The sequence below is a fragment of the Tianxiuia mixotrophica genome, from assembly GCF_050596425.1.
Classification (GTDB): Bacteria; Bacillota; Clostridia; order Peptostreptococcales; family Acidaminobacteraceae.
The window spans coordinates 4,319,432-4,332,052 of record NZ_CP192292.1 but is presented as its reverse complement, the minus strand read 5'-3'; the positions used below and the strand labels follow the sequence as shown (position 1 = coordinate 4,332,052).

Here is a 12,621-nt window from a genome sequence, read left to right as displayed (position 1 = left end):
ACATGATTTGAAAGGTCTATAGTCGGTGGGGAGCTCCAGCTGGCTATAGACCTTTTATTTGGCGTATTTAGAGGATAGATGGGTATTATATCCATAACCCTTGTACAAGTTGAGTTATCAGAAAATTTTGAAGGTTTAAAGACTGCGGTGTAGAAGTCTTCCAATGAGGTGATAGTATGCAGACGAAAATGATAGAGGAAACCTTACAGAAAATATTAGAGATAGATGCAAAAGCTGTACAAGTTGAGAAGGATGCCATTCAAAAAGAAAAAGACAGGTACGATGCACTAAAGAAAAAGAAAAAGGATCTTGAATTTTCAATTATGAAAGAGGCCAGAAAAGAGGCCAAAGTGGTCTATGATCAAATTTTGTCACAAGCAAAAGAAGAGGTCGACAAAATTGAAAAGGCCGGAGAAAAAGAGTGTGAACATTTAAACCGCCTGCTAGAGGAAAAAAAGGATGAAATGGTCGAAAAGGTCTTTATAAGACTATTTGAAGACGTGATTCGCCAGTCGAGGCACACAGATTAGGAGGGTGTATGGGCAGTGTAAAACGATTTGCAGCAATTAACACAAAAATACGTGCCCTGGAAGGACGATTGCTCACCGGTGATGACTATGAGAACCTTCTTGATATGTCCAGTCTTTCTGAAATGATTAGTTACCTAAAAAGTAAAACCTCATACGTCCACCATCTTGAAGAGATTGATCCAGATAATGCAATTATTGATCATTTGGAGGTTGTGTTTCGAAAAATCCTATTTATGCGCATACAAGCCTTCATCCATTATTTCGTCGATGACTATAGAAAACTCTTTAAGGTTCTCTTTATGCGATATGAAGTGGAGGATTTAAAACTCTTTATCAGGGCGCTGGAGAGGGGCGAAGATGTTTCTATTCTGATGGATCATATGGTTATTCTAGGCGTGACAAAAACCCTAGATTATGAACGGCTCAGTCAATCAAGAAATCTGGAAGACTTGCTTGATGCCCTTGAAGGCACACCATATCAAGAAATTATCAGCTATTATATGGATGAATCCGCAAAGAGACGTATTTTCTATATGGAAATGAACCTGGACAGATACTATTTTAAGAAATTGAATGAACAGGTGGAAAAACTGGATAAGTCGGACCAGATCCCCCTGCAAGAAATTTTAGGAAAAAACACAGACATACTCAATTTACAGTGGATTTACAGGGGTAGAAAATTTTATGGTTTGTCGGCAGAGGAACTTCTTAACTACACCCTCTTAGGGGGGCATAAGTTAAGTTATAAGTCCCTGAAAAGACTATGTTATGCCCCTTCCTTGGAAGAGGCGCTCTCTTACATAAAAGAAAGTCCCTACGGGTTTCTCGTCAAGCGCGAGGACTTTGAAGTTTTTCTTGAACTTAACATGGAACGATATATTTACGATGAGTTTATGCGACTCAAGAGAACAAGTCATATGAATATCATTGAGTCCATGGTTTATATGCATCAAATGGAGTATGAAATACGCGACCTCTTCACTATATTTGAGGCCAAACGCTATGGATTTGATAAGAAAGAGACGCGTAAGTACCTTGTTCGTATCAGACCAGAACCAAGTCCCTTGCCCCAGTCAGGGCTATAGAAAGGGGGATCATCAGTGGCAGTTGAAAAAATGAAAATGATGAATATAGTCGCCCATCAAGATCATTTGGATCAAATCCTAAGACGGATTGTTCTTATGGAGAATGTCCACCTCATTGATGCGGTGACAGAGATCGACGATAGCAATTTTACCCTGAATATGCTGGAGGAGAATCTCGAGGAAATTATAAACATGTGCATGATCAAACCCTATAGAACAGATAAGAGTTTCAAGCGAATACAAGAGGAACTGGAAGAACTTATGGTTCTAATGGACATTCCTAGGCAGGTCAAGCGGACTTATTTTGAAGAAGACTATTCTTACGGAGATGTGGAGGAGGAAATTGACACCATCTTCACACACTTCAAAGACATCAACCATAGAAAAGAAAGACTGGAAAAAGAGCTTGAGATTCTAAAGAATTTTCAAGTGGTGGGTGGATTAAAAGGGCTTGATGTGGATATGAAGGCCCTTTATAAAATGAAACACTTCACAATGAAGCTGGGAACCATGAAAAAGGAGAATAGGAATAAGTTCACTATGAACTATGAAAATGTTTCAGCGGCGGCCATGCATATAGGAGCCTTTAAGGATGAAGAGGCCTATTTAATCATTTCCCCAACCGCCCTTGAAACAGAGACCGTTCGCATACTGAAATCAGTTTATTTTACAGAAATAAAGATTCTACCATCTTATCTGGGACCCGTGCCAGACATGATAGAAAAAATCGAGATGCGCATTCAAGAAATAGAAAGAGACTTATCTGATTTAAAGACTCAAATTAAGGAGAGTGAGGAGAAATTTGCTCAGTCCATTGCATGCTGTTACTCAAGAACGGTTATGGAGCAGGCAGTGGCAGAGCTGAAAGAGAAAACAGCCTTCACAAATAACTTTTTCTACTTGTCCGGATGGGTCGGTGAGGGGGACAAAGAAATCATTAAAGAGGCTCTTGAAGATGTGGGATACAATATCATAATTGGATTTAAAGAAATTGGAGAAACTTCAAAGACCCACATACCACCAACGAAACTAAAGAATAACAGGGTTTTAAAACCTTTTGAACTTTTGGTTGAAATGTATGGCACGCCATCCTATACAGAAGTTGACCCGACTGTGTTTTTGGGCTTAACCTACATGCTCTTGTTTGGAGCCATGTTTGGTGACTTGGGACAAGGTCTGGTTCTATACTTGGCAGGCCTTTTTATGACACGAAGGCGCTCAGACAATCTCTATGGGGCCATACTTTCACGGCTGGGCATAAGTTCTATGGTCTTTGGTCTCCTTTATGACAGTGTCTTTGGATATGAACATATAATCTCACATTTTGTCGCTCAAGTGACAGGCATTGAAGAGGCGGCAGAATACTTCTTTCTTAGACCGATTGAAAACATTAATACTGTGCTTATGTCTTCCATAGTGATCGGTCTGGTCCTTCTTTTTATAAGCTTTGGATACAGTGTCTTTAATAAAATGAAGGTGGGGGATATTCAGGAAGGCCTTTTTGGACGGAATGGTCTTGCAGGCCTCACCCTTTATGCCTCCCTACTCGCCATGATTCTCGGTCGGTTTGTAATAGAGACAAACCTATTTGCAGGCGTTTTTAAGGGTTTAATCCTTGTATCAATAGCAAGCATTGTCTTTAGGGAACCCTTGGCTAATTTTATGAAGGGACACAGGCCCCTCCACCATGCATCAGTGGGCGAATACTATGTGGAAAGTGGATTTGATATTCTTGAGACCCTTTTAAGCATGTTGTCAAACAGCATATCTTTTATTAGGGTGGGGGCATTTGCTCTGAATCATGTGGGGCTCTTTATTGCCTTTCACACCATGGCCAGTATCATAGGGAGTTTGGCAGGTGACATTTCCATGTTTATTATTGGAAATATTATTGTCATATTCCTAGAGGGGCTTATTGTATTTATACAAGGCCTGCGTCTGGTCTATTACGAGTTGTTCAGTAAATATTATACCGGCGAGGGCATACCTTTTGTGCCGGCATCCGTCAATATAAACAGTCAGCCATAAAAAATGTATTGGAGGGAAACATATGAAAATAATTCTTGGACTCAGTATGACCATTGTCTTTGCAACCGTTATGGCAGGTCTTGTCCTGATCAATAAAGATGCCGGAAAGGCAAAATTAAAGAAGATTCTTACATATAATTTGATAGGTTATGTGCCTCTCATGGTTATAGCTATTGGGCTTATTATGCCTGATATGGCCTATGCCGCTGCTGAAGAAGGGGTGGCAAGTCCATCGGGCTTGGGATTTATAGCCGCGGCCCTGAGTACTGGATTTGCAACGATTGGAGCGGGGTATGCAGTGGGCGCTGTAGGCTCATCAGCCCTTGGTGCTGTTAGTGAAGACCCTAAAATTCTGGGTAAAACCTTGATTTTTGTAGGCTTGGCTGAAGGGATTGCCATCTATGGTCTCATTATATCTATTTTGATTTTGGGACGTTTATAAAGAGGTGCATTATGAAGTCATTTTTAATTAGTGATAATAAAGAAACACTTATTGGCATGCGACTCACAGGTATAAGTGGCATGATCCTTGAAAAGGAAGAAGATATTATTCGAAAAATCGATGCACTCATTAAAGATGATGAAGTTGGCATCATAATGATCACGGGTGGCATTATGAAAATAGCTGAGCAAGCTATTATGCAAAGAAAACTCGAGGCTTCGGAAACTCTCATTGTACAAATCCCTGGAACCCATGAAGATGGGGAGGGAGATGACGACAGACTCACACGGTATATTCGAGAATCTATTGGTCTCAAATTATAGTGAGAGTCTGTCTTATAGTTCGTTGAGACGGGATTAAGCGATTGTTAGAGCAGATACCGAAAAGAAGGTGAAAAATTGATTACCATTGATGATAAGTTGGATCTGTTTCGAAAGGCGGTTCTGCAAAAAGTTATTGATAAGTATGACACGAGGTTACAGGCTCTTGAAGGGGAAAATGAAAAAGAACTCAAGGCATTTGAAAAAAACATTTTAGATAAGAAAGTCGCTTTCATTGAAAAAATGGAAGATAAGGCAAAGGAAGAAAGCAAAAGGATGATTTCAAAGGCCAAGAGTGAAAATAAGAGCCGGGTGTTAAAAACTCGCCAGATGCTCATTGAGGAATTGATTGATTCTGTTAAGGACAGGATACACTTATTCGTTGAATCTGAAATATATGCTATGTTTCTTAAAGACAATCTCAAAGTAACCTTAGAGCGGTTCCATGAGTTTGAAGAGGTTATTGTTGAGTTGACCCAATATGACCACCAGCAATATGGAGAGATTATTGAAGCATCCCTACACAAAGCTGGATACAGGACAAATCAAATTAAATTAATTTCTACAAAAGAAGATATTATTGGCGGCTTTGTTGTGTATGACGGAGACCGGTCTGTTCGCATAGATTTTTCTCTAGCCGCCGTCTTAAGAGACAACAAACGGTATATGGGACAGCTTGTTTATGAAATAATCAACGAAGCGAGGGATTCAAATGCATAAGGGCGCAGTAATAGAAATGGTCAACGGACCTGTCGTGAAAGCCTCAGGGATGCAGACCTATAAAATGAGAGAAATGGTCACTGTGGGGGAGAAAAAACTTATAGGAGAGGTTATTTCCCTCGATGGTGATATTGGGACCATACAGGTTTATGAGGAAACGGAAGGGCTTCAAGTGGGTGAATTTGTAGAGTCCACTGGCAGGCCTTTGTCTTTAAAGTTGGGACCGGGTCTAATCGGCAATATCTTTGACGGTATTGAGCGGCCACTGCACACCATTAACAACCTATGTGCTGATTTTATTCCTGAAGGGATTGGACTCATTTCCATTGACTTTGAAAAGGAATGGGCCATTCAGATGGATGTGGCGGTTGGAGACACTTTAAAACCTGGACAGGTGATTGGACGCGTTCAGGAGTCTAGTCTGATTGAGCACCGTGTCATGGTTCCACCAGGACTTGAAGGGAAAGTTATTGCGGCTGCTGAAAGCGGGTCCTATACTATTGAAAAAAACTTGTAACCCTACGTGATAACAAGGGACAAGAGCACGGCATAAAGATGTATCAGGAGTGGCCTGTAAGAAAACCCAGACCTGTTGAGGAAAGAAAAATGCTGACAAAACCCCTTGTGACAGGACAGAGGGTTCTCGATATTTTTTTCCCCATTGCCAAAGGTGGAACAGCGGCTATACCAGGTGGTTTCGGCACAGGTAAGACCATGACCCAGCATCAGCTGGCCAAGTGGTCAGATGCGGACATTATTGTCTATATTGGCTGTGGAGAACGGGGCAATGAAATGACAGATGTTCTCGAAGAATTTCCTAAGTTGATTGACCCTAAAACGGACAAACCGATAATGGAGCGAACCATCCTGATTGCAAACACTTCAAATATGCCTGTTGCAGCTAGAGAGGCCAGTATTTATACGGGCATAACCCTGGCAGAGTACTATCGTGACATGGGATATGATGTGGCCATAATGGCAGATTCCACATCTCGCTGGGCAGAAGCCCTCAGGGAAATATCTGGTCGACTTGAAGAAATGCCTGCTGAAGAGGGGTATCCGGCATATTTACCATCGAGATTGGCGGAGTTTTACGAAAGGGCGGGCTATGTTACAACCCTTAATGATAAAGAGGCTTCCGTGACAATTATTGGCGCTGTTTCCCCAGCTGGCGGTGATTTTTCAGAGCCTGTCACAGAGAACACAAAACGCTTTGTCAATGCATTTCTGGCCCTGGATAAAAAGTTGGCCTATGCGAGGCACTATCCATCTATAAACTGGCTGACAAGCTACAGCGGCTACATAAAAATACTCTCCCCGTGGTACACAGAAAATGTAAGTGGGGACATTGTGGAACTGCGCAATGAGATGATTCGTTTATTGTTTGAGGAAAATAAGTTGGCTGACATTGTTGCCCTCGTGGGGGAAGATGTACTCCCCGATGATCAAAGGCTGGTTTTGGAAATAGCCAAAGTTATAAAAATTGGTTATTTGCAGCAAAATGCCTTCCATAAGGATGATACATATGTGCCCCTTCCTAAACAGCACCTTATGCTTGAAATGATTAAGTATTTGTATGACCGGGCTAAGGATGCCTTGAACTTAGGGGTGCCTATTTCAAAAGCCAAAGATGATGAACTCTTTTCTAAGGTGATGAAAATGAAGTACACAATTCCAAATGAAGATTTAACGGGTCTAGGACGACTGAGACAAGAAATAGAGAGTTATTACAATGAACTCATGGTTCAGTATGCGGAAAGTTAGGGGGGAAGACTTTGAAACGAGAATATTTAACCCTCGACAAAATTGAAGGGCCTCTGGTTATATTGTCTGGTGTTGAGGCAGCGTCCTATGGTGAAGTTGTTCATATTAAGGTGGATGGGGAAAGACCAAGGATGGGCAAGGTCATTCGAATTGACGGAGACAAGGTCATTGCCCAAGTTTTTGAAGGCACTTCTGGATTGTCCACGCGAAATATATCTGTAACCTTTACGGGACAGCCCTTTCAAATAAGTTTGTCCCATGAAATACTTGGCAGGACATTCGATGGGGTGGGCAATCCCGTTGATGATGGTGGAGAAATTTATTCTGGACAGTTTTACAATATAAATGGCAGACCCATAAACCCAGTGGCCAGAAAGTATCCCAAGAACTATATTCAAACGGGCATATCGACCATTGACACTTTGACCACTTTAATTCGTGGACAGAAATTGCCTATCTTTTCGGGCAATGGTCTTCCACATAACGAGTTAGCAGCGCAAATTGTTCGACAGGCTCAAATAGGAGAGGACTCAGATGAGAAGTTTGCTGTTGTCTTTGCGGCCATAGGGGTCAAACATGATGACGCGGCCTACTTCAGAAGGAGTTTTGAGGCGTCTGGAATTTTAGAAAATGTTGTCATGTTTATAAATTTAGCCGATGACCCCATAGTGGAAAGGGTCAGCACACCCCGGTGTGCTCTCACAGCCGCTGAGTACTTGGCCTTTGAAGAAAACTATAACATTTTAGTGGTTATGACAGATATAACATCTTATTGCGAGGCACTTCGAGAAGTGTCTTCTGCCAGGGAAGAAGTGCCCAGTCGAAAAGGCTACCCAGGCTACCTGTATTCTGACTTGGCCTCCTTGTATGAACGGGCAGGCATGCTAAGTAACCGTAAGGGGTCAATTACCTTCTTACCAATATTGACCATGCCCAATGATGATATCACCCATCCGGTGCCTGATTTAACGGGTTATATAACAGAGGGACAGATTGTTCTAAGCAGAGACTTGTACTATGACAATGTTTATCCACCGGTCAATGTTCTGCCATCCTTGTCACGGCTGATGAAAGATGGCATCGGGGAAGGGTACACCTATAAGGAACATCCCGATGTGTCCAACCAACTCTTTTCTTCCTATTCCAAGGTCCAGGAAATTCGAGCCCTTGCCCAGATCATTGGGGAGAGTGACCTGTCAGAGGTGGATCAAAAGTACATGGCATTCGGGCGTGCCTTTGAAGCGAAGTTTGTAACCCAGGGGATGGAGGACAACAGGACTGTAAAGGAAAGCCTGGATATAGCATGGGATATTCTATCACTTCTACCTAAATCAGAACTGGATAGATTGAGCGATGAAATCATTGAGAGCTTTTATAGGGGATAGGAGGGGCGATTTTGAATCAAAATCAAGCACCAACCAAGGCCAATCTCTTAAAAGCCAAGAGTCTTTTAGGCTTTTCCAATAAGGGATTTGATCTGCTCGATAAAAAGCGAAATGTTCTCATTCGTGAAATGATGGGTTTGATTGATCGTGCCAGCACCATTCAAAAGGAAATCAAGCAGGTTTATAAAGAGGCCTATGAGGCCCTTCGGTTTGCCAATGTGACTTTGGGGCTTAATACAGTTGAGGAAATCTCTATTTCTATTCCAAATTCTGAAGACTACCAGGTTCTTTTAACCTCAGTCATGGGTGTGGAAATTCCAGAGGTTCGCTATAAAAAAGACCCCTTTCAGGTTAGCTATGGTTTTTATAGAACCAATGCGGCCCTAGACACGGCGGTGAGAAAGTTTAGAAGGGTTCGATTTTTAACCTATGAACTGGCTGAAGTGGAAACCAAAGTTTATAAGTTGGCTATGGAAATAAAGAAGACACAAAAGCGGGCCAATGCCCTTGAAAAAATACAAATTCCAAAGTATAAAGCCTTGGTTAAGAATATTGAGGAAACCCTTGAAGAGAAGGAAAGGGAAGATTTTTTCAGGCTCAAACGGGTCAAATCAAAATCCACGGGCAAGTGATTAAATAATCTTAATAGAAAAACATACAAAATATCATGGATATCTTTTACAACCGGTCTTTTCTTTTAAGAATCTTCATACTATAATGAGAATGAACCTTCCCTTTATACGGGACGGATGTCGGTAAGGTCGTGTCCCACAGGAGGTTTTAAAATGGAACAAGCAATGATTCGCATGCGTATGAGCATGCATGACGCACACTATGGTGGCAATTTGGTTGATGGTGCAAAAATGCTTCAGCTATTTGGTGATGTTGCAACAGAACTTCTTATCCGTCAAGACGGTGACGAAGGTCTATTTGCAGGTTACGAAAGCGTAGAGTTCTGCGCGCCTGTTTATGCAGGGGACTACATTGAAGCGGTTGGAGAGATTGTCAAGGTCGGTAACTCTTCACGTAAAATGAAGTTTGAAGCAAGAAAGGTCATTGTACCTCGTCCGGATATTAGCGATTCAGCGTGTGACGTTCTTGAAGAGCCTATTGTTGTTTGTAAGGCCACAGGAACTTGTGTGACGCCTAAAGACAAGCAGCGTAAATAAGGAGGCCCTTCATGGAAAAACTTATTATAACCGCAGCACTAACAGGTGCTGAAGTCACTCGTGAACATCAGCCGCACTTGCCTATTACGCCAGAAGAAATTGCTGAAGAGGCATATAAGTGTTGGCAAGCAGGGGCATCAATAGTCCATGTTCATGCCAGAAATGCTGATGGTTCTCCAACACAGGCTTATGAAATGTACAAGGAAATCAAGGAACTTGTTGAAGCGAAATGCGACGTTATTTTCCAACCGTCAACAGGCGGTGCTGTTTGGCACAGTCCAGAAGAAAGGCTTCAACCTGTAGAGCTTTCACCAGAAATGGCGACGCTTTCAATGGGCACATGCAACTTTGGTCCAGATGTCTTTATGAACTCTGAAGAGTACATTGAAAAGTTTGCAAAAAGAATGATGGATCTTGGCGTTAAGCCAGAACTTGAAATCTTTGAAAGAGGCATGATTCAAAATGCCATGACCCTTCGCAAAAAAGGTCTCGTTGAAGGGCCTATCCACTTTGACTTTGTTTTAGGTGTCCCTGGAGCTTGCCCAGGCACGCCGGAAGATTTGCTTTTCATGGTCAACAAGTTGCCTGCAGATGCCACTTGGACAGTTGCTGGCGTTGGTCGATCACAGCTGCCTCTGACCACTATGGCCATTTTAATGGGCGGACATGTTCGTGTGGGCTTTGAAGACAACATTTATCTTTCAAAGGGCGTTAAAGCCAAATCAAATGCTGATTTTGTTGAGCGTGTTGTACGCATAGCTGGTGAGTTAAACCGAGAGGTTGCCACACCAGAAGAAGCGCGTCGCATCCTTAACATTGTAAAGTAGTTGAATTAGAGAAGGCCTTGAACTAAAAAAGTATTTGTAGTAAAAATGAAAACCGATTGGTTTCGTACATTTGTACGCAGACCAATCGGTTTCTTTATGTGTTTATATTATGTGTTTATATTATGTGTGTATATTTTTGCTCTGTCTAGTACGGCATAATTTGAATCAGATCATACCTGTCTTTAAGAACACTTAGTTTGATGTTGAACATAGACCGTGGAATATGCTCAGTGGCATCATCGGTGCTGATGTAGATGCCTTCAACGACATCTGATGCGACCCAGGATCCGTTTAGATACAGTTCTGTCCAGAAGTGAACATCACCATCTGTGCTGCCCTTTACAACCCGTGCAGGAATATCAATGGCTCTGAGAAAGGCAACATACAGTTGATTGATTTCTTCTGGTGAGCCCAAGGCCTCATCAAAGACCTGAATATTTGATCGACTGGTCGTATTGTCTTGGTCGACAGCTATGTTTTCAATCATCCAGCTAAAAAGTGCTCTGGATTTGGTGTATTCGCTATTATTCTGGTAAGTGATGAGTTGACTTGTCGAGTTAATTTGAACATCACTTGAGTTAATAACATTGGTTGGTATACGGTAACGCATGGTTCTTGAATCAATGTTGATAACACTAAACTGCATCATTGGAATTTCTGAGTTTGATGAAGCAGGCGTTTCAACGGGAACTTGACCATTCTCCTTTTCAAGAGCCTTGTTTTTAACCGTTTCCTTGGTGTTTTCTATTGTGGAATCGAGATCTTTTTCCTCTTCATTCTTATTTGTGGATGTGTCATCTTGTGTGTCTTCCAGTGGGGACGTCTCAACTGATGAACCAGACACCTCAGTATCTTGGTCTGACGTCTTGTCAGACGTTTTTTCACTTGAAGTAGAGTCGTCTTTGGCCTGTGGGTCCTTATTAGAAGGCTCACTAGAAGTTGCATTAGAAGTTTTATCCAAAGAAGTCTTATCCAAAGCATCGTTCGAGAGGTCATCGGTCTCTTCTTCTGGTGTTTGCTCATCAATGTTTTCCTTGTTTTCTTCTGTTTTATCTGGACTTTCTTCACTTATATCGTTTGTATTTTCGTTCATGGACTCGTTTAGGCTGCCCACAGGGATACCAGAAATAAAGATGTTGTGCTTGCCGAGTCCAAATGGGGTATATATTGTTCCATCAAAGGCATTGCCGGTAATTGGAATAATAAAATCCAGACTAGATTGTTCGCTTGTGACCTTGATCTTAAATGCATCTAGTCCGTGGCCTTCTTCTAGGGTTCCGCTAAATGGGATTTTGCTTTTATCAACGACCATATTGGAATAGTACTCCTGGTTGAGTTGCATGCCAGAATAATAAAAGTCCTCAAATTCCATGTAGTGCTCTTCTTCCGTGTCAACAGAAAGATTTCTGATCTTAAAAGTTGAAATAATGTTATCAAAGACTTCAATAATATCTTCTTCAGGGACTTCATCACCATAATGCCCATTCATAAAATAGGCTTTATCATTGCGTTTTAGGATGTAAAGCACTTGCTTTTGCTTTTTTTCATTAAGGGAAGTGGTGATATAAAGTTTCTTAACTTCAAGAATATCATCGATTTTTATGGATTCTTCCCCTGAAAATGTGATATTCTCATCATAAGCATCAAGTAAAGATGCTTTATTTTCGTTGACTAAGTCTTCAAGTGTCATAGTCTTATCGATTGACTGAGCCATGAGTGTTATGCTGTATGACTCAAAGTCGTCTTGGTAACCATACTGAAATGGTCCATCTAGTGTTTCCCAATGATATGGAATGGAAATTGTGATACCAAGCTCATTGATGGGTCTTGTTTTATAAATGCCATCTGGAAAGAGCTTTAGACCTGCATTATCTTCTGAACCTGTCAGTGACAGGGTGTTTGTGTCTTCATCCCACTGGGGCATCATATTGAATGTCTCAGCAATTATTTGAATGGGTACGAGGGTATGACCATCGCTGATATAAGGTTCTGATTCCAACATGAATTTATTGCCATTTCGATAGGCAAGATTGTTTCCAAGCTGGAGTTTCATGTGGGTGTTGTCCTTAAATGCCACAACAAGACGTTGTGACTCTATCCATAGGATACGTGCGCCCATAGCTTCAAAAAACTCTTTCATGGGAACCATAATGGTTGACCCCTTACGCTGGGGTTCTGTTTCAAATGAGATCTCATTGCCATCAATGGTCACGGTAATATCATCTGAAGCGTATACAGGTGGTATGGCGAGTGAGAAAATGAGTGTCAAAATAAGTATGAATTTTAAGTGTTTCATCTAAAAACCTCCCGGTTTTACTTAAGTCAATGCCTTGGAAAATCTGATTAAAATC

General features: G+C 41.5%; 11 protein-coding genes and 1 pseudogene. 11 read left to right on the top strand and 1 reads right to left on the bottom strand.

The window, feature by feature from the left end:
- Window positions 1-176: 176 nt before the first annotated feature.
- The 11 genes and pseudogenes from ACQ4KW_RS19230 to ACQ4KW_RS19180 all read left to right on the top strand — a co-directional run bounded on the left by ACQ4KW_RS19230 (window position 177) and on the right by ACQ4KW_RS19180 (window position 10,270).
- Complete coding sequence (locus ACQ4KW_RS19230) at window positions 177-530, top strand: hypothetical protein (RefSeq protein ID WP_430884049.1); 354 nt, start codon at window positions 177-179, stop codon at window positions 528-530.
- 8 nt (window positions 531-538) lie between these two features.
- A complete protein-coding gene (locus ACQ4KW_RS19225) occupies window positions 539-1,615 on the top strand; it encodes a V-type ATPase subunit (RefSeq protein WP_430884048.1) in 1,077 nt (358 codons plus the stop codon).
- A 15-nt stretch (window positions 1,616-1,630) separates the two neighbouring features.
- Window positions 1,631-3,643: a V-type ATP synthase subunit I gene (locus tag ACQ4KW_RS19220; RefSeq protein WP_430884047.1), complete on the top strand. Its 2,013-nt coding sequence runs from the start codon at window positions 1,631-1,633 to the stop codon at window positions 3,641-3,643.
- 22 nt (window positions 3,644-3,665) lie between these two features.
- A complete protein-coding gene (locus tag ACQ4KW_RS19215) occupies window positions 3,666-4,085 on the top strand; it encodes an ATP synthase subunit C (RefSeq protein ID WP_430884046.1) in 420 nt (139 codons plus the stop codon).
- Window positions 4,086-4,096: 11 nt separating this feature from the next.
- On the top strand, window positions 4,097-4,408 hold the full coding sequence (locus ACQ4KW_RS19210) for a V-type ATP synthase subunit F (RefSeq protein ID WP_430884045.1): 312 nt from the start codon (window positions 4,097-4,099) through the stop codon (window positions 4,406-4,408).
- A 75-nt stretch (window positions 4,409-4,483) separates the two neighbouring features.
- The gene (locus ACQ4KW_RS19205; RefSeq protein WP_430884044.1) at window positions 4,484-5,125 is read left to right on the top strand and encodes a V-type ATP synthase subunit E; all 642 of its coding nucleotides are present in this window, start codon (window positions 4,484-4,486) and stop codon (window positions 5,123-5,125) included.
- A pseudogene (locus tag ACQ4KW_RS19200) lies at window positions 5,118-6,889 on the top strand (V-type ATP synthase subunit A). Before ACQ4KW_RS19205 ends, ACQ4KW_RS19200 begins: the two are co-directional and overlap by 8 nt.
- 11 nt (window positions 6,890-6,900) lie before the next feature.
- Complete coding sequence (locus tag ACQ4KW_RS19195; protein ID WP_430884043.1) at window positions 6,901-8,274, top strand: V-type ATP synthase subunit B; 1,374 nt, start codon at window positions 6,901-6,903, stop codon at window positions 8,272-8,274.
- An 11-nt stretch (window positions 8,275-8,285) separates the two neighbouring features.
- Window positions 8,286-8,906, top strand: a complete 621-nt coding sequence (locus ACQ4KW_RS19190; protein ID WP_430884042.1) for a V-type ATP synthase subunit D — start codon at window positions 8,286-8,288, stop codon at window positions 8,904-8,906.
- Between the two features lie 153 nt (window positions 8,907-9,059).
- Window positions 9,060-9,443, top strand: a complete 384-nt coding sequence (locus tag ACQ4KW_RS19185) for a hotdog domain-containing protein (RefSeq protein WP_430884041.1) — start codon at window positions 9,060-9,062, stop codon at window positions 9,441-9,443.
- A gap of 11 nt (window positions 9,444-9,454) precedes the next feature.
- A complete protein-coding gene (locus tag ACQ4KW_RS19180) occupies window positions 9,455-10,270 on the top strand; it encodes a 3-keto-5-aminohexanoate cleavage protein (RefSeq protein WP_430884040.1) in 816 nt (271 codons plus the stop codon).
- Between the two features lie 145 nt (window positions 10,271-10,415).
- On the opposite strand, the gene ACQ4KW_RS19175 is transcribed toward ACQ4KW_RS19180, so the two are convergent.
- Window positions 10,416-12,566: a stalk domain-containing protein gene (locus tag ACQ4KW_RS19175; RefSeq protein WP_430884039.1), complete on the bottom strand. Its 2,151-nt coding sequence runs from the start codon at window positions 12,564-12,566 to the stop codon at window positions 10,416-10,418.
- Window positions 12,567-12,621 lie beyond the last annotated feature (55 nt).